The sequence below is a fragment of the Priestia sp. USM5 genome (assembly GCF_058323215.1).
In genome coordinates this window covers 1-17539 of the sequence record NZ_JBSGKN010000002.1, presented here as the reverse complement: position 1 = coordinate 17539, position 17539 = coordinate 1, and the positions used below count along the sequence as shown (strand labels likewise).

Genomic DNA, 17539 nt, shown 5'->3' with positions numbered 1-17539 from the left:
AAAATGCTAAACGCCTCTCCCCTCTTTGAATCCAAGCTATTTTCCTTCGTTCGACACATATCTTACTCATGTTTGTCGAATTTCACTTTAGTATAAAATAGTAAAAAGCCTTTAGCTGCTGCTAAAGGCTTTTTACCGGATGATCCAATTCATATAGCTTTTGATAGTGACTGTTCGTAGCAAGTAATTCCTCATGCGTTCCGCGAATGGCTATCTTTCCATCTTGTAGAAATAAGATTTCATCCATCTTTTCCATCCCAACTAAATTATGTGTAACCCAAATTAAAGTTTTGTCGTGAAGAGTTTCAAAGATAGTGGATAACAAACTCTTTTCAGTCACGGTATCCAACCCTGCAGTTGGCTCATCCAGCATAACAATTGGCGTACGCTGAAGTAGAACACGTGCTAACGCAATCCGCTGACGTTCTCCTCCTGAAAAGCGCTGACCTGTTTCGAGCATGGACGTTTGATATCCTTGATGCAAACCTTCCACAAGGGAGTGCATATTGACTTGCTTCATTGCCTCAATTACCTCTTCTTTTGTAGCCTCTTCATTAGCTAGTAATAAATTGTTTGCTACGCTTGTATTAAATAAATAAGGATTTTGATTTAATACAGAGATGAGTTTTGGTACATCTTCACGAACTTCAGCAACAGACTGACCGTTTAGTTGAACTGTACCTTCTGTAGGCAATAAGGAGCCTTGCAGCAGCTTTAACAGAGTCGACTTTCCAGCTCCGCTCTTGCCAAGAATCGCAATTTTTTTCCCTTGCTCGACTTGAAATGAAAGATCATGAATGACTGACTCTTCCTCATTGCTATAGCGAAAGCTTACATGCTCGACTTTTAAGCTAACCGAGTCCCATGAACCTTTGTAAGGTAGGGAAAGAGTATGTTTTTTCTTTTCATTCACAGATTCCCAGTTCTTTTCCATTTCCTGCACTCTATTTAATGACTCTTCAAATTGAGGAATTTTTTCTACTGCATTAGATACCGGCAGCAGTGCTTCAGATAAAGGAAATACTACTAAAATAAAAGCAGCAATAAAAACACCTGCAAGCTCTTTGTCTGCAAAAAGAGAAGCCCCAAACCAAATCATTGTGACAATTAAACCTGCTACAATAACTTGGCCAATCAATTCTCGGTAATACGTCCATAGTTTAAGCTTACGATCCATGCGGTCTAGCTCATCTTCTGTTTTGTTATACGAATGAAAAAATGACTGCTGCTGACCGCTTAACACCCAATCAGCAACTCCTAAAAACCCGTCTGTGACCTTAGCATATAACTGTGCTTTGCTTGATTTATATCGCTGATTGGCCGCTTTCATATGCCAAAGGGAAAAAAGCGGCATCACTACTACTAATAAAAATAAATAGATGGCAATCAAACATGCAAACTTTAGGCTAAAGAATCCTAAAGCTACAATCGAAATAACGTATAAAATAACAGCTGAGATTGTTGGAAGAATGGTACGCAAGAACAAGTCTTGTAAACTTTCAATATCTTCAGCGAGAACCGCTAAAACATCTCCCGTTCGATAGCGGGATGTAGCAACTAACGGTTCAATCAAATGATAAAGACGTGTACGCATCTTAGCTAAAATGCGAAGAATAAAATCGTGACTAACAAGACGCTCCGCATAACGAAAGGCGGCTCGACTTAAACCAAATGTACGCACAAGCACAATGGGAACGTACACCAGTAAGATTGTTTCTGGACGTAAGGAAGAAGCTGAAATCAAGTAACCTGATGTGAACATTAGCGCACAAGCAGAACCAATCGTTAACAAGCTTAGTAATAAGATAGAAAAGATACGATATTTATACGTTTTAAAGTAGGGCCATATCCAACTTTTATATTTCATCATATCTCCTCCTCTTCATGTAAAAATTGATAGTAAGCTCCTTTTTTTCGAATCAGTTCTTGATGATTGCCGACTTCTGCAACCTTTCCGTTCTCTATTACAACAATGAGGTCCATATCTTTCATCCAATGCAGACGGTGCGTAGCTAAAATAAATAACTTGTCTTGAAACATCGTTAAAATATCTTGCTTTAATTCATATTCCGTTTCAATATCTACTTGCGCCGTTGGTTCATCAAGCATAATAATAGGGCGATCGCTCAGAAACGCCCTAGCTAGGGCAATCCTTTGAGCTTGGCCGCCGCTAAGCTGCCGTCCTCCATCTCCTATCACTTCATTTTCCTTCTTAGGCATCTGTTGAATCGTAGATAAAAGTCCTGCTTTCGTTAAGGCATCTTCATAATCATAAGAACCGCCTCTATCCTGATAAAATTCAATATTTTCTTTCACTGTTCCATTAAAAATAAATGGGTGCTGAGGGATATACGTAATCTGCTTTTGCCAAGCATCTGAGCGTAAATCAACCGGCACGCCGTTTACTTCAGCAGACCCTTCTGTAAATTGTACAAAGCCGCTCAGTATATCAATAAGCGTCGATTTTCCAGCTCCGCTTTTTCCTATAATCCCAATTTTTTTACTTCCTTTAACATGAAGTGACACATCTTCAAGAGAAGGCGGCTGCTCTTCGTCATATTTTACGGTGATATGACGCAATTGAATTTCACTGTTTTCCGTCCAATCAGGAACATCTTCTTCTTTAGCCGACGGTTTTTCAGCCTGCTTTACAATCTTAATTAATGCATCTCCGGATTCTTTTCCGTCTAATGTTGCATGATAATCGTTTCCGACTTCCCGTATCGGCAGGAAGTATTCAGGCGCCAGCAATAAAATCATAAGTGCAGGCTCTAACGTCATCGAACCGTTCACTAGCCGCAAACCGAGCATAACAGCCACGATGGCTACAGATAACATCGTAAAGAAATCTAAAGCAAACGTAGATAAAAAAGCAATTCGGAGCGTTCCCATTGTCGCTTTTCGATAGCGGTCACTGACTCTTCCAATCGTTTCAGCATGCTCCTTACTTTTCCCGAGAAATGTTAACGTTTCTAATCCTCGAAGCGAATCTACAAAGTGATTGGACAGCACATGATACGTCTCCCATTGGCTATCTATTTTTTTCTGGGCAGCCAGTCCAAGTAAAATCATAAATAAAATTAAAATTGGCATAGTTACAAGCAAAATAATGCCTGAAAGCCGATCTTGATACCAAACGAAAGCGAGCACTAGCCAAGGTGTAACGCTGATGGCGGCCAGTTTAGGCAAAAACAGCTCAAGATAAGCGCGAAGCTTCTGTAGGCCTGTGGTGATGAGCGTCACCAAGTTTCCTGTCCCTTCATTTTTGGTAAAGCGCGGTCCGAGTGCAAAAATGCTTTTCATGACCGTCAAACGAAGTTCCTGAGTCGTTTTGACTCCAAATTGATATGCTGTTTTTTTCACTATAAAACTTACGATCTGACGAATCATAAAGGCAGACAAAAACAATCCGATTGCTTTTGTCTGCGAAGTTAAACTTTCACCATGAAAAAGAGCAGTAATTACTTCGGCAAGCCACTTAGCTTGAAAAATAATGGCTACACTTTGAATAGTAATAAGCCCTATTAACACGGCAAGAACCATTTTTATTCCGTTGTAAACCATTAAATTTCTACCCATTAGTACTCCATATGCTCCTTATGATCTACACGTTTTCTAAAAACGTAGTAGCTCCAAATTTGATAACCTAACACAAAAGGCAGTAACGCAATAGCAGCGTAAGACATAATTTTCAAGGAATAATTCCCTGATGCTGCATTATGAATCGTTAAACTATAGCTTTCATTGACTGAACTAACCAAAACGGTTGGAAACAATCCTGCAAATATAGAGGAAATTGATAAAATTAAAATTAAGCCAGACATAGCAAAGGCCCATCCGTCTTTTTTCCGTGTAAGGAAAAATCCTGCTAGTAAATACACGAAAATACCGATAAAAAATGTGTATAGCATCAAGCGGCTATGATTGCTGAATAAATTTGTTTCAAAAAACGTCATGCCTGAAAAAATAAGAAGCAGCAAGGCATTAACAGGCAAAAGCTTCATGGCAACTTTTCGTGAACGATCTCTAATGTCATCCATCGTACGGATCGTCGCAAAAATAAGTCCGTGCCATAAGCAAAGCATCGTTAGCGTCACGCCGCCCGTTATGGTATATAGATTCACAATATCCGAAAAGCCGGCATTCATTTGCATGTTGCGCTCAACAGGCAATCCTTTCATTAGTGCTGAAAATAAGATGCCGAAAATGAGCGGTGGAAAAAGACTTCCAAAGAAGATAACCCAATCCCACGCATTTTTCCACGCTTGTTTTTCAACTTTTCCTCGAAATTCAAATGCTACACCGCGTCCGATAAGCGAAAGCAACAGAAGAACAAAAAGAACATATGACCCGCTTAATAGCGTTGCATACCAGTTTGGAAAAGCGGCAAACATAGCACCGATTGCTGAAATTAACCAAACTTCATTTGCATCCCAAAAAGGACCGATTGTATTAATAAAAGCTCGTCGCTCTAAGTCGTTTCTTCCTAAAAAGCGAGACACCATTCCAATCCCAAAATCAAAGCCTTCTAAAAAGATAAAACCAACAAACAGAATGGATACTAGCAAATACCAGAATTCATTAAGAGAAAACATTGTATCCCTCCTTTGTAAACGGATCAGTTGATGTTACTTTTGTATGTGCTTCGTGATCGTGATCTGGACCTTTTTTAATTTCTTTAACGAACAAGAACACCATAATCACAGCTAAAATTAAGTAAAAGAACGAAAACGAGATAATAGAAAATAGCAATTCACCTGCTGTTACACCAGGAGACACGGCATCTTCGGTTTTCATATAGCCAAATACAACCCAAGGCTGACGGCCAATCTCTGTCATAATCCAACCTGCTGAGCTTCCAAGGAACGGAAAGGCGATGGCAATCGTCATAATACGTAAAAATAGTTTGCTTTCTTGAAGTTTTTTACGAGAAAGCAAGTACGTACCCCAAATGCCTAATGCACATAATACGCCACCTAGACCAGCCATAATGCGGAAACTCCAAAACGTTGTTCGAACGGGTGGAATATAATTTCCTTCTCCATATTTCGCCGTATACTGCTGCTGCAGCTCATTCATTCCAGGAACGGAGCCTGAAAACTTACCGTATGATAAGAAGCTTAATAAGTAAGGTATTTTGATTTCACTCGTATTTTTCTTTTCATCAGGGTGAATATTTGCTGTTACTGTCCAAGCACCTGGACTTCCGCTGTTTTCCCATAATCCTTCACTTGCGGCCATTTTCATCGGCTGTGTTTTAACTAAATATCCGGCCTGTTCATGCCCAGATAGTGCAATTCCTACACCTGAAACTAGCCCTACAAGGATAGCAACTTGAAATGATTTTTTAGCAAAAGCCACATGTTTTTTCTTCAAGAGCATAACAGCGCTGACACCCGTGATAAAAAAGGCGCCTGTTGCAAACGAACCTAAAATTGTATGAGGGAATTCGACCCACAGCTGACCGTTCGTTAACAATTTAAAGAAGTCATTCATTTCTAAACGGCCATTATTTAGCTCCATTCCGACCGGATGCTGCATAAAAGAATTAGCCGTTAAAATAAAGAACGCTGAAAAGATAGTACCTAGACTAACAAGCCAAATACATAGACAGTGCAGCCATTTAGGCAAACGATCCCACCCGAAAATCCACAGTCCAAGGAAAGTGGACTCCATAAAAAACGCGAGCAGTGCTTCAATAGCGAGCGGCGCACCGAATACATCTCCTACAAATCTTGAGTACTCTGACCAGTTCATGCCAAACTGAAATTCTTGTAAAATACCTGTTACGACTCCGACAGCAAAGTTAATCAGGAATAAGTGCCCCCAAAACTTTGCCATCTTTTTATACTGTTCATCTTTTTTTACTACGTACATCGTTTCCATGATCGCTACTAAAAAGACAAGGCCGATAGACAGCGGTACAAAGATAAAATGAAACAGCGTCGTTGATGCAAATTGAATACGTGATAGTATGACTGTATCCATCTTCTTTCTCCTTTCATATATAAGAACATTCATCATTTCCATAGATACTTTGCTCATTTCTGAGCATCTTTTACTTATATTGTGAAACATTGAGCATAACAATTCGAGAAATATGCTCAACATTTCACAAACATATGTAATGTCTCTCTTTCTATTTACATAGTATAGTCTATTTTTTTAGCTGTGCACGTACATTTTTTGAACGTTTTTAGACTAAAACGTGACTTTCTTGTGACAAAAAAGGGAAGGATCTCTTTATTTTTTCATAAAAAAAGCACGCTCTGATTTGAGCTTGCTTCTCTACGGTCGATATTTTGCTTTCGCATTTAATTTAGATTGACGAATGATTTGGTTAATGACTTCAGAAAATACAATACCAATGGCAATTGAACCTGAAATCATAAAGGCTTTTGCTGCAAGACTAATCGCTTCATTATAATTATTTTCTACAAAGTTACGCATGGCATCGTATGCTGTTCCCCCTGGAACGAGCGGAATAATACCTGCTACGGTGAAAATAATGATCGGCGTACGATAAATTTTTGCGTAAATTTGACTAATAATAGCAATAAAAAAGGCCGATGCTACAGTGCTTGGAATTTCATCTACACCATAGAACGTTAGCAAATAGTAAATGAGCCAGCCAATCATTCCGACAAAGCCACTTTTTAATAATGATTCACGTGGAACATTAAAAATGATCCCAAACGCTGCTGAAGCAATAAAACTTGTAATTATCTGCTCTACGATATGCATATGATGCCTCCCTTCTATAGAAGCGTAAATACAATGGCAATACCTGCACCAATAGCAAATGCCGTCAGAAACGCTTCTGCTCCTTTTGATAATCCAGACAGTAAATGTCCCGCCATTAAATCTCGCACTGCATTGGTAATCGATAACCCAGGAACGAGAGGCATAACGGATCCAATAATAATTTTATCAATTTGCGTTCCTAGTCCTGAAGCGACTAAAAGAGCTGATAAAAGTCCAATAACTAACGAAGCGGTAAACTCAGCAAAAAAGCGAATCGGAATAAGACGGTGGAAATACACCACGGTTAAAAATCCGAGACCTCCTGAAAACATCGCTGGAATAAAGTCCGTCCATAAACCTTGAAACATGATTAAAAAGCATCCGCTAGAAATGGATGCAGCTGCAAGTTGAACCCATAGTGGAAAAGCTACGTTCGTTGCTTCAATTTCTTGTAGCATTTCATACGCTTCCTCCAAGGAGATGTTTCCTTGACTGATGGTTCTTGAGACGCTATTTACCATAGTTACTTTTTTTAAATCGGTCGTTCGTTCGGAAATACGAATTAACTTCGTTTTCGTCGGTTCTTTCGTTTCAAGTGAAAACATAATCCCTGTTGGCGTCACATAGCTGTGGGATTTTTTTATACCGTAAGACGCTGCAATCCGCATCATTGTGTCTTCTACTCGATACGTTTCTGCTCCGCTTTCTAACATAATTTTACCTGCTAGTAAGCTAACGTCCATAATTTCATATTTATCTAATTTTTGCTGTGTCATCAAATCGCTCCAAACATATTAAAGCTTGGTTTTTTCCCCTACAGCATACAGTGTATAAGAAAGAGGGAAGTGGACGCAATGGTTAATGCAAAAAAGTGTGGACTTTTTGTCTCACACTTTCAGGAATAGTATATACATTCCTTATCAATTCATACGTTTTGTGGTCTCACGCTCTACTAATACAGGTGCCATTTTATACTGTACCTGATCTATTTCTTGCTGATCCTGAATTTGCTGAAGTAAGAGGTTTACTGCTTTTTCAGCCATTTTTTCTATCGGTTGACGGATGGTTGTTAGCGGAGGCTGCGCTTCACTAGCTTCTGTAATATCATCAAACCCTATAACAGACAAATCCGCTGGAACGTGAAGTCCGTTTTGCCACGCACAGTGTATCACTTTCAGAGCAATGTAATCCGTAGCACAAATAAGCGCAGTTGGGGGCTCTGGATGATGAGCTAGCTCATTTATAAACTGATATAGTTCATCTGAGTTATTCATATCTTCTTTCACAAACTTTGCGTTTGCTGACGGTACATACTGATAAAACAGAGACAGACGGTGCTCGACTCCGCTTACAGCTTTTCCAACGAACCCGATATTCTTATGGCCAAGGTCCGTTAAGTGAGCAACAGCTAATTGCATTCCCTCCGCATCATCTACATGTACAATTGGCCAAAGTGCAGAAGAGCCGTCTCCTGTAAGAGAAACGTAAGGCGTTTGATATTGTTTTAATACGTCTACAAACGGATGCGGAGCGGCTACATAATCTAATAAAATGACTCCATCAAACCAATGATTCATCATCACATTTAATTGACGCTCAGCCGTTGTTTCTTGGTAATCCGTATGTCCAATAAGAACGTCCATCCCTCGACTTTGAACTTGCTGCTGTACCTTTTTTAACAGCTCGATTAAAAATGGGTCTTTTAAATCTCTAATTAATATCCCGATAATCCCTGTTTTTTGGGCCCGCAGAGCTGCCGCAAATGGATTTGTCTGATACCCTAAATGAGCTGCTGCTTTTAGTACTTTTTGTTTTGTTTTTTCACTGATTTTAATTTTACCGTCTTTATTATTGAAGATTCTTGATACCGTAGCTAATGAAACACCCGCTTCTTTTGCTACTTCTGTAATCGTGACTTTTTTTCTCCCCATTCGTACCGACTCCTATTTCCTTTTAGTCTATCGACCAAGTAAACATTTTTCTTTATTATACTACTAGAAGTCGGAACCACCCAAAACTACCTTCCCTACTTTTCACTAAACAGCCACTTTAACACATCTTGAATTTTTTGATCCCAATATGCCCAGTCGTGACTTCCTTTTCCTTCTTCATATGTAAAACAAATAGGCTCTTGCTTACATCGCTCGGAAAAACGTTTATTTTCCTGATATAAAAAATCTTCCGTTCCACAGCATTGATAAATACGCGGAGTCACTTCTCCATAGCGCCGGCGATTTTCAAGCAGCCAGAAAAGATCATCCTCAGGTCTAATAACAGGCGGCATGCCAAAAATCAAAGGATAATCTAGGAACTGAACTTCCCCTCGCTCTCCAAGCCCTTCAATGTCCATCACTCCTGATAAACTGGCAGCTGCAGAAAATTGATGTGGTTTGCGAAACGCCCATTTTAAAGCGCCGTACCCTCCCATAGAAAGACCAGCCACAAAATTATCTTCTCTTTTTTCCGATAACGGAAAGAATGACCTAGCCAATTGAGGAAGTTCTTCTGTTACAAACGTCCAATACTTCTTTCCATAAGCCATATCTCTATAAAAGCTACGATCTACATTTGGCATTACAACTGCAAGTCCTAATTCTGATGCGTAGCGTTCAATCGAAGTTCTTCTCATCCATATCGTATGATCATCAGAAAGACCGTGTAATAAATAGAGCGTAGGGTGTTTCTCACTTCTTGTATTGGTTTGTAAACCAATCTGAGATTTTGTTTGCTGCGGTATCAAAACGTTCATTGAAGTACTTATTTGCAATACTTCTGAAAAAAAATCACATTGAATAAACGCCATATTTCTCTTCCCCCTTACTTTTTCTTCCCTATTGATTGATAACAAAACGTACATAATTCATATAAAAGCTAAAAAATAGTTTGATTATTTACAATTTTTAGTTTAACATAAAAAACATCTTTTATGAAAACGTTTTACGTATAACGTTTTTTTAAATTAAAATAGTGAACGCGATTCAAAGGAGGAATTTATATGGGGATAGTAAAAGTAACTTCTGACGAGTATAAAGAGCAAAAAGGAAATCTATTTTTTGTTATTTTCATTTCATGTGCAGCTGCTTTTGGAGGGTTACTTTACGGCTATGACACAGCCGTCATTTCAGGGGCTATTGGATTGATGGAAGTGCATTTTAATCTCAGTCCAACGATGGTAGGTTTTGTTGTATCCAGTTTGCTGCTCGGGGGTGCCGTTGGGGTACTTTCTTCAGGAAAACTGAGTGATCGATTCGGTAGAAAAGGTATCTTGCTTTTAGCAGCTTCTTTATTTATCGTATCCGCAATTATGCAAGCACTATCTTCAGCCATCTCTTTTGTGATTATTTCTCGAATTATTGGAGGGCTGGGCATTGGTATGGCCTCCGTTCTTTCTATTACCTATATTTCTGAAATAGCCCCTCCGCACATGCGCGGCCGCTTAGGCTCTCTTTATCAATTTGCTGTTGCCGTTGGGATTGTTTCTGTCTATTTTGTAAATGACTACATTTTATCTATTGGGGAAGACGCATGGCAGAATTCCACAGGATGGCGCTACATTATCGGTGCTTCTGGGATTCCAGCTCTTTTATTTCTTCTTATCCTTTCTCCTGTTCCTGAAAGTCCGAGGTGGCTAGTAAAAGCAAACCGCACTGTAGAAGCTATGGACATTTTAATTAAAATCAATGGGACACACATTGCACGCCAAGAGCTGTATCATATTGAGCAATCGTTAAAAGAAAATCAACCGGCTTCTCTTTCGCTTTTTAAAGAGGCAGGCCTTCGAAAAGCGTTGCTTATTGGTATTCTACTTGCAGCCTTTCAACAGCTTGTCGGAATCAATGCCATTATTTATTACGCCCCGCAAGTTTTTGAAGCAGCTGGAGCTAGAGGAGATTTATCGCTCCTTGTTACGTCTATGATTGGTGTAGCTGCCTTTTTAGGCGTTCTTTGTTCCATGTGGCTTATCGACCGGATTGGCCGCAAAGCTTTATTACTTATTGGCACAGCCGGTATGGCCGTTACGCAGCTTCTCGTTTCTTTTGGATTTCATTCACAGGGTACTGAAGGCTTGACTACTAGTTTACTTATTGTTTTTTATTTATTTCTTTTTAATATTTCTATGGGACCTGTTGTATGGGTTGTGATTTCTGAAATTTTTCCTAATCATGCGAGAGGCTATGCAATGTCTATTTCTACCTTTTTCTTGTGGATAGCTAATTGGTTTGTGTCTCAGTTTTTTCCTATTCTTTGGAACAAAGCTGGAGGATCTTTTACCTTTTTATCTTTTATGATTATGTGTATCGCTTCATTTTTGTTTATATGGAAGTGGGTGCCAGAAACAAAAGGAAAGTCACTTGAAGAAATTGAACATATATGGAAGTAAGGGAAGAGGTTGGGGTATAACTAAATGAATCCAATCTAAAGAAAAACAAATGGGATACATGAGCTAAACGGCTTATGACACCGTAGTTGATTTCCGTGCAAGACTTCGCTTTCCGCGGGAGTCTTCATCTCGCCCTCCAATCAACTACTAGAAGAATTTAAACAGATGAAAACTATGTTCACCCTAACAAAAAAACCGAACCACTAATCAAAAATTTTGATCAATGGTTCGTTTTTACTTTGTCTAAAATACTTTCGTCCCAGCCTCTTCTTTTTATCGAATTTGTCCATCTCCGTAAATAATATATTTTAATGTTGTTAATTCCTTTAATCCCATTGGTCCACGCGCATGAAGCTTTTGTGTACTAATTCCGATTTCTGCCCCGAAACCAAACTCTTCTCCGTCCGTAAACCTCGTCGAAGCATTCACATAAACAGCAGCTGAATTAACGCGCTGTAAAAAACGCTGAGCATGAGCATAATTTGTTGTTACAATCGCTTCAGAATGATGTGAACTATGAACATTAATATGGGAAATCGCTTCATCGATGTCATCTACGATTTTAACTGCCATGATGAAATCCAAATATTCTTTCTTCCAATCCTCATCCCCTGCTGGAACAAGATCTGGAACGATTGTGAGCGCACGTTCATCACCGCGTACTTCTACATCTTTCTCTCGTAGCGCTTGAACAATAATCGGCAAAAATTCATGAGCCGCCCGTTCATGAATAATCAGCTTTTCGGCTGAGTTGCACACCGCTGGACGAGATGTTTTTGCATTAATGACAATACTGGCTGCCATGTCACGGTCATATTCTTCATCAACATAAATGTGGCAGTTCCCGGTTCCTGTCTCAATAACAGGAACCGTTGCATTTTTTACCACCGCTTCAATTAAACCAGCACCGCCTCGAGGAATTAATACATCGATATATTCATTTAGCTTCATTAACTCCAGTGCTGTTTCTCTCGACGTATCTTCAATAAGCTGTACGCTATGCTCAGGAAATCCTGCACTTGCCGCAGCTTGGGATAATACAGAAACAATCGCTTGATTCGAATGAAATGCCTCACTGCCTCCGCGCAAAATAACCGCATTTCCTGCTTTTAAGCATAAGCCTGCTGCATCACATGTAACGTTTGGACGCGCTTCATAAATAATTCCTATGACACCAATAGGTACACGCTGCTGCCCAATTTGTAAGCCATTTGGTCGTTTAGCCATAGACAGCACTTCTCCTACCGGATCTGCAAGCGCAGCTACTTGGCGCAGGCCGTCTGCCATTCCATGAATCCGCCCTTCATTTAAAGATAGGCGATCCAACATCGCTTTTGACGTGCCTTTTTGAACGGCTTTTTCTACGTCTAATTCATTTGCTTTTAAAATTGTCTCTTGTTGATCCAATAGAGCAGCCGCCATTTTATAAAGTGCCTGCTGTTTTTGTTCGCTCGTTACATTTCCTAAGAAATAAGAGGCTTCTTTTGCCTGCTTTCCTTTAAGCTGCAATTCACTCATTTCATTACTCCTTCAGCTTGTTTTAAGAATAACGTTCCAATTTCTTGGCCTTCAATAATATCTCGCAAAATACTTGGTTCTTTCCCATTTGCTAGGATTAAGCTCACGCCTGCACTTGTAGCTGTTTTAGCAGCGGTCAGCTTTGTGACCATTCCGCCTGTTCCAACGTCAGTTCCACTATCTCCAGCAAAATTCTCAAGCTCCGGCGTGATGCCATCTATTACTTTCATTAATTTAGAGTTAGGGTTTTTTGTGGGATCTGAATCAAAGAAACCGTCAATATCAGATAAAATAACAAGTAAATCTGCGTGAATCAAAACTGAAACAATGGCGGATAAATTATCGTTATCTCCAAAACGCACGATGTTTTCAATCTCATCGATGGCAACTGTATCGTTTTCATTCACAATAGGAATCACTTTGTCTTCAATTAATTTTTCAAACGTGTTCACAACGTTATTGCGCACATGTTCATCTTCGATTACATCTTTTGTTAACAGTACTTGACCAACAATGTGACTATACTCACCAAAGAATTTACTATAGATATGCATAAGCTCACACTGCCCGACAGAGGCTGCTGCTTGTTTTTCTCGAATAGAAGTTGGCTTTTCTTTTAACTTTAGTTTTTTTACTCCCACTTGAACGGCACCTGATGTAACAAGCACAACTTCTTTTCCTGCATTCATTAAATCAGATAACACACGCGCTAGTTTTTCAATGCGTGCTAAGTTAATATCTCCGTTATCATAGGTCAACGTAGATGTCCCTACTTTGACTACGATACGCTTGCTATTTTGTAACTCTTGACGATGGTTCACTCATTTCATCTCCCTAACTAAAAACACCTAAATGCGTACTAATTTTTTTAAAAATTATAGCAGAGATTATGTGAAAAGTCTTATAGTTTTTCAAAGGGAATTTGAACTTTCTAATTTTTTAAATAATTAAGGGAAAAACTGGTGATAAAAGCGCTTTCTTCTTTTATAATGAAAGTTGTAAGGGGAACACACAATTACATAACGTTGTGTAGTAGTACAAACATCAGACAACTAAGGGATAGGGGGATTTGTAATGAATGCGGTTACGATTGTTATTGGATCTATCTGTATTTTAATGATTGCGTATCGGCTTTATGGAACATTCATGGCTGTTAAGGTCTTGAAACTAAACGATGCGCAAAAAACGCCGGCACATGAGCTTGAAGATGGAAAAGATTACGTGCCAACCAATCGATGGGTAACATTTGGTCATCACTTTGCAGCTATTGCAGCTGCGGGTCCGCTTGTTGGACCTATTTTAGCAGCTCAGTTTGGCTATTTGCCCGGACTGCTCTGGCTTTTAATCGGAGCTGTAATCGGAGGAGCCGTTCACGATGCAGTTGTGTTATTTGCATCTATGCGCCAAAAAGGCCAGTCGCTTTCAGAAGTGGCTAAAAAAGAGCTAGGACCCGTCGCTGGTTTTTGTACAGGTTTAGCTATGCTTTTTATCATTACCATTACAATGGCCGGTTTATCTATGGTCGTGTTACACGCCCTTGAGAAAAATCCTTGGGGTACATTCGCTGTTGGAATTACCATTCCGATCGCAATGGGGGTAGGTATTTACCACAAAAAAACAGGTAATTTAAAAGCGGCTTCTACCGTCGGCTTCATTTTAATTTTAATCGCCGTATTTAGCGGTCCTTATATTCAAGGAACAGCTTTAGGAGATTTTTTAACGCTAGATATTAAAACACTTTCAATTATTCTTCCCGTTTATGCATTTTTTGCAGCGGCCTTGCCCGTTTGGCTGCTTTTGGCACCTCGAGATTACTTAAGCAGCTTTATGAAAATTGGTGTCTTTATCGCGCTGATTGTAGGCGTGTTTTTCGTAAATCCAGCAATTCCATTTCCTGCAGTTACTGAATTTATTCACGGAGGCGGCCCTATTTTAGCAGGACCTGTGTGGCCGTTTATTTCCATTACGATCGCCTGCGGTGCTATTTCTGGCTTCCATGCATTTGTTGGTTCAGGAACAACCCCTAAGATGCTCGATCGTTGGAGTGACATTAAAGTTGTAGGCTTCGGCGCGATGTTAGTCGAATGCTTAGTAGGAATTATGGCATTAATTGCCGCAACTGCTTTACATCCTGGAGACTATTTTGCAATCAACTCTACACCTGAAGTATTCAAAACGCTTGGCATGAACGTAACGGCTCTTCCTCAGCTTAGCCAAGAAATTGGCCTAAACTTAGAAGGCCGTACAGGCGGCGCTGTTACACTGGCTGTAGGAATGACGTATATTTTCACGGAAATTCCTTGGTTCAGCCACCTGTCTTCTTACTTTTTTCAATTCGTTATTATGTTTGAAGCAGTGTTTATTTTGACTGCTATCGACGCGGGTACACGCGTTTCCCGCTATTTAATTCAAGACTTTTTCGGTGAATTTTATAAGCCATTGAAGCGAGTAGACTGGCTTCCTGGGTCCATTTTTGCAAGTGCCCTAGCCTGTTTTATGTGGGGATACTTATTGTTCTCAGGAGATATTGGCTCAGTTTGGGCGCTGTTCGGCGTATCGAATCAGTTAATGGCATCCATTGGTTTAATTATTGGTGCAACCGTTATTCTTAGAATTGCAGATAAGCGCTCCTATATGCTTACTTGTCTTATTCCACTAGCCTACCTTTACGTAACGGTTAACTACGCGGGTTATTGGATGGTTAAGAATGTGTATTTAAATGAAGCTGCGGCAGGTTACAGCATATTAAATGCGACTCTTTCAATCATCATGCTTATACTCGGTCTCATTATTATGATTGCCGCGATTCAAAAATGGACGCAGCTTTGGCGCACGCCTCAGGCTGAACTAGCGGCGAAAGCAAACTTATCACAAAATATATAAAACGAACACGCTTGCTTATATAAGCAAGCGTGTTTTTGATATGGTAATAGCCGGTCAAAATAATTGCACACCAGGCATTTTTATTATTAAACTAAATATACTATACAGAAAATTTTTAAAATAGTTCGTACACTTCACATGCTTATAACCCCCACTGACTACATCTCAAAATTAACACTTTAAATTATAATAATTATAATTTAGTATTGATTTTTTATTTAAAAATGTTATTATTATTTCTAACATAATAAAATTCAAATAAGAGGTGGTTCTAAGATGACAACAAACAAGAACAACTTAACGACTAGTTGGGGATCTCCGGTTGGAGATAATCAAAATTCGATGACCGCTGGTTCACGCGGACCTACTTTAATTCAAGATGTTCACCTTTTAGAGAAATTAGCCCATTTTAACCGAGAGCGTGTTCCTGAACGCGTCGTACACGCAAAAGGCGCCGGTGCCCACGGTTATTTTGAAGTGACAAACAATGTTTCAGCCTATACAAAAGCAGCTTTCCTTTCTGAAGTAGGAAAACGAACACCTCTATTTGTTCGCTTTTCAACAGTAGCTGGTGAAAACGGCTCAGCAGATACCGTTCGCGACCCTCGCGGATTTGCTGTTAAATTTTATACAGAAGAAGGCAACTACGACTTAGTCGGAAATAATACACCTGTATTTTTCATCCGAGATGCGATTAAATTTCCCGATTTTATTCATACACAAAAACGCGATCCACGCACGCATTTGAAAAACCCGACGGCCGTGTGGGATTTCTGGTCTTTATCTCCTGAATCTTTGCATCAAGTTTCTATTTTAATGTCTGATCGCGGTATCCCGGCAACGTTACGCCATATGCATGGATTTGGCAGCCATACATTTAAATGGGTTAATGCCGAAGGAGATGGCGTTTGGGTAAAATATCACTTTAAAACAGAGCAAAGCGTGAAAAATCTGTCTCCAGACGTAGCCGCAAAGCTAGCTGGTGAAAATCCGGATTATCATACTGAAGATCTATTTAATGCCATTGAAAAAGGCGATTTCCCTTCATGGAAGCTGTACGTTCAAATTATGCCATTAGAAGACGCTGATACGTACCGCTTTGATCCGTTTGACGTAACAAAGGTTTGGTCACAAAAAGACTATCCGTTAATTGAAGTAGGTCGCATGGTCTTGGACCGAAATCCAGAAAATTATTTTGCCGAAGTGGAGCAAGCTACATTCTCACCTGGAACGCTTGTACCGGGAATTGACGTATCACCTGATAAAATGCTGCAAGGTCGACTATTCGCATACAGCGATGCACATCGCTACCGCGTGGGTGCTAACCATCAAGCGCTACCTATTAACCGTCCGCGCAATGAAGTAAATAACTATCAGCGTGATGGTCAAATGCGCTTTGACGATAACGGCGGCCGTTCTGTTTACTATGAGCCAAACAGCTTTGGCGGTCCGACAGAATCTCATGAAAATAAACAAGTGGCATACCCTGTTTCTGGCGTTGCCGATAGTGTTGCATATGATCATAACGACCATTACACGCAAGCAGGTGACTTATACCGCCTCCTAAGCGAAGACGAGCGTACACGACTAGTTGCAAACATCGTTGAAGCTATGAAGCCTGTAGAAAAAGAAGAGATTAAACTGCGTCAAATTCAGCACTTCTACAAAGCGGATCCAGAGTATGGAACACGCGTTGCAGACGGTTTAGGATTGTCTGTTCCGCAGCAAGTAAAATAAAGATATCAGCTTTCCCACTGAGAAAATAAAGATGTTTTTCTCATTTTAGATTCTCGTTTATTCTCAATTAGTTTAACATTTTATCACTAAATAAGTATCCATATTTTATGGATACTTATTTAAATTCTTGTAAAAAGAGGAAGGGATGAAGAAATGGTTGGACAAGAAATAAGATGTAATCAGTGTCATAGAGAAATAAAAGTACTAAAGCACAGTACACTTTGCGGTTGCGGAATAAAATTACGAACGCTAAAAAAAGAGAAGCAACCAGCATAA

13 protein-coding genes are annotated in these 17539 nt (G+C 39.7%); 3 read left to right on the top strand and 10 right to left on the bottom strand.

Translation table 11 applies throughout. From position 1 onward, the window contains the following. Positions 1 to 121: 121 nt before the first annotated feature. The 8 genes from cydC to ACWATA_RS24420 form a co-directional block, all read right to left on the bottom strand. Positions 122 to 1867: a thiol reductant ABC exporter subunit CydC gene (cydC, locus tag ACWATA_RS24455; protein WP_047749566.1), complete on the bottom strand. Its 1746-nt coding sequence runs from the start codon at positions 1865 to 1867 to the stop codon at positions 122 to 124. Next, on the bottom strand, positions 1867 to 3579 hold the full coding sequence (gene cydD / locus ACWATA_RS24450) for a thiol reductant ABC exporter subunit CydD (protein ID WP_099000257.1): 1713 nt from the start codon (positions 3577 to 3579) through the stop codon (positions 1867 to 1869). The genes cydC and cydD overlap by 1 nt, the downstream gene beginning before the upstream one ends. Beyond that, positions 3579 to 4595: a cytochrome d ubiquinol oxidase subunit II gene (gene cydB, locus ACWATA_RS24445; RefSeq protein ID WP_028411941.1), complete on the bottom strand. Its 1017-nt coding sequence runs from the start codon at positions 4593 to 4595 to the stop codon at positions 3579 to 3581. Before cydB ends, cydD begins: the two co-directional genes overlap by 1 nt. Next, positions 4582 to 5988 (bottom strand): cytochrome ubiquinol oxidase subunit I, encoded by a 1407-nt coding sequence (locus tag ACWATA_RS24440; protein WP_028411940.1) that lies wholly within the window; start codon positions 5986 to 5988, stop codon positions 4582 to 4584. Before ACWATA_RS24440 ends, cydB begins: the two co-directional genes overlap by 14 nt. A 300-nt stretch (positions 5989 to 6288) precedes the next feature. Beyond that, on the bottom strand, positions 6289 to 6744 hold the full coding sequence (locus ACWATA_RS24435) for a threonine/serine exporter family protein (protein WP_013059882.1): 456 nt from the start codon (positions 6742 to 6744) through the stop codon (positions 6289 to 6291). Between the two features lie 14 nt (positions 6745 to 6758). Continuing rightward, positions 6759 to 7520, bottom strand: coding sequence for a threonine/serine exporter family protein (locus ACWATA_RS24430; RefSeq protein ID WP_013085528.1), 762 nt, complete (start codon positions 7518 to 7520; stop codon positions 6759 to 6761). A gap of 144 nt (positions 7521 to 7664) precedes the next feature. Further along, the gene (locus ACWATA_RS24425; RefSeq protein ID WP_473050248.1) at positions 7665 to 8675 is read right to left on the bottom strand and encodes a LacI family DNA-binding transcriptional regulator; all 1011 of its coding nucleotides are present in this window, start codon (positions 8673 to 8675) and stop codon (positions 7665 to 7667) included. Between the two features lie 95 nt (positions 8676 to 8770). Continuing rightward, positions 8771 to 9547, bottom strand: a complete 777-nt coding sequence (locus tag ACWATA_RS24420; RefSeq protein ID WP_047749562.1) for an alpha/beta hydrolase — start codon at positions 9545 to 9547, stop codon at positions 8771 to 8773. 192 nt (positions 9548 to 9739) lie between these two features. Between ACWATA_RS24420 and ACWATA_RS24415 the strand changes: the two genes are divergently transcribed. Continuing rightward, positions 9740 to 11125: a sugar porter family MFS transporter gene (locus ACWATA_RS24415; protein ID WP_049166315.1), complete on the top strand. Its 1386-nt coding sequence runs from the start codon at positions 9740 to 9742 to the stop codon at positions 11123 to 11125. Positions 11126 to 11398: 273 nt separating this feature from the next. Here ACWATA_RS24415 and ACWATA_RS24410 read toward each other — a convergent pair whose 3' ends face one another. Continuing rightward, positions 11399 to 12643 (bottom strand): glutamate-5-semialdehyde dehydrogenase, encoded by a 1245-nt coding sequence (locus ACWATA_RS24410; RefSeq protein WP_034263707.1) that lies wholly within the window; start codon positions 12641 to 12643, stop codon positions 11399 to 11401. Further along, entirely contained in the window at positions 12640 to 13464 is an 825-nt protein-coding gene (gene proB, locus ACWATA_RS24405; protein WP_013085533.1) for a glutamate 5-kinase, read from the bottom strand. The genes ACWATA_RS24410 and proB overlap by 4 nt, the downstream gene beginning before the upstream one ends. A 253-nt stretch (positions 13465 to 13717) precedes the next feature. On the opposite strand from proB, the gene cstA reads away from it, so the two are divergent. Next, positions 13718 to 15526 carry a carbon starvation protein CstA gene (gene cstA / locus ACWATA_RS24400; RefSeq protein ID WP_014457699.1) on the top strand — a complete coding sequence of 603 codons (1809 nt, stop codon included), beginning with the start codon at positions 13718 to 13720 and terminating at the stop codon, positions 15524 to 15526. A 276-nt stretch (positions 15527 to 15802) separates the two neighbouring features. Beyond that, complete coding sequence (gene katA / locus ACWATA_RS24395; protein WP_473050247.1) at positions 15803 to 17263, top strand: catalase KatA; 1461 nt, start codon at positions 15803 to 15805, stop codon at positions 17261 to 17263. Positions 17264 to 17539 lie beyond the last annotated feature (276 nt).

Bases quoted from the DNA above. Each gene is read 5' to 3' on its own strand.
- cydC (WP_047749566.1), bottom strand. From the start codon at position 1,867: ATGAAATATAAAAGTTGGATATGGCCCTACTTTAAAACGTATAAATAT.
- cstA (WP_014457699.1), top strand. From the start codon at position 13,718: ATGAATGCGGTTACGATTGTTATTGGATCTATCTGTATTTTAATGATT.
- ACWATA_RS24420 (WP_047749562.1), bottom strand. From the start codon at position 9,547: ATGGCGTTTATTCAATGTGATTTTTTTTCAGAAGTATTGCAAATAAGT.
- cydB (WP_028411941.1), bottom strand. From the start codon at position 4,595: ATGTTTTCTCTTAATGAATTCTGGTATTTGCTAGTATCCATTCTGTTT.
- ACWATA_RS24415 (WP_049166315.1), top strand. From the start codon at position 9,740: ATGGGGATAGTAAAAGTAACTTCTGACGAGTATAAAGAGCAAAAAGGA.
- ACWATA_RS24410 (WP_034263707.1), bottom strand. From the start codon at position 12,643: ATGAGTGAATTGCAGCTTAAAGGAAAGCAGGCAAAAGAAGCCTCTTAT.
- cydD (WP_099000257.1), bottom strand. From the start codon at position 3,579: ATGGGTAGAAATTTAATGGTTTACAACGGAATAAAAATGGTTCTTGCC.
- ACWATA_RS24440 (WP_028411940.1), bottom strand. From the start codon at position 5,988: ATGGATACAGTCATACTATCACGTATTCAATTTGCATCAACGACGCTG.
- ACWATA_RS24425 (WP_473050248.1), bottom strand. From the start codon at position 8,675: ATGGGGAGAAAAAAAGTCACGATTACAGAAGTAGCAAAAGAAGCGGGT.
- katA (WP_473050247.1), top strand. From the start codon at position 15,803: ATGACAACAAACAAGAACAACTTAACGACTAGTTGGGGATCTCCGGTT.
- ACWATA_RS24435 (WP_013059882.1), bottom strand. From the start codon at position 6,744: ATGCATATCGTAGAGCAGATAATTACAAGTTTTATTGCTTCAGCAGCG.
- ACWATA_RS24430 (WP_013085528.1), bottom strand. From the start codon at position 7,520: ATGACACAGCAAAAATTAGATAAATATGAAATTATGGACGTTAGCTTA.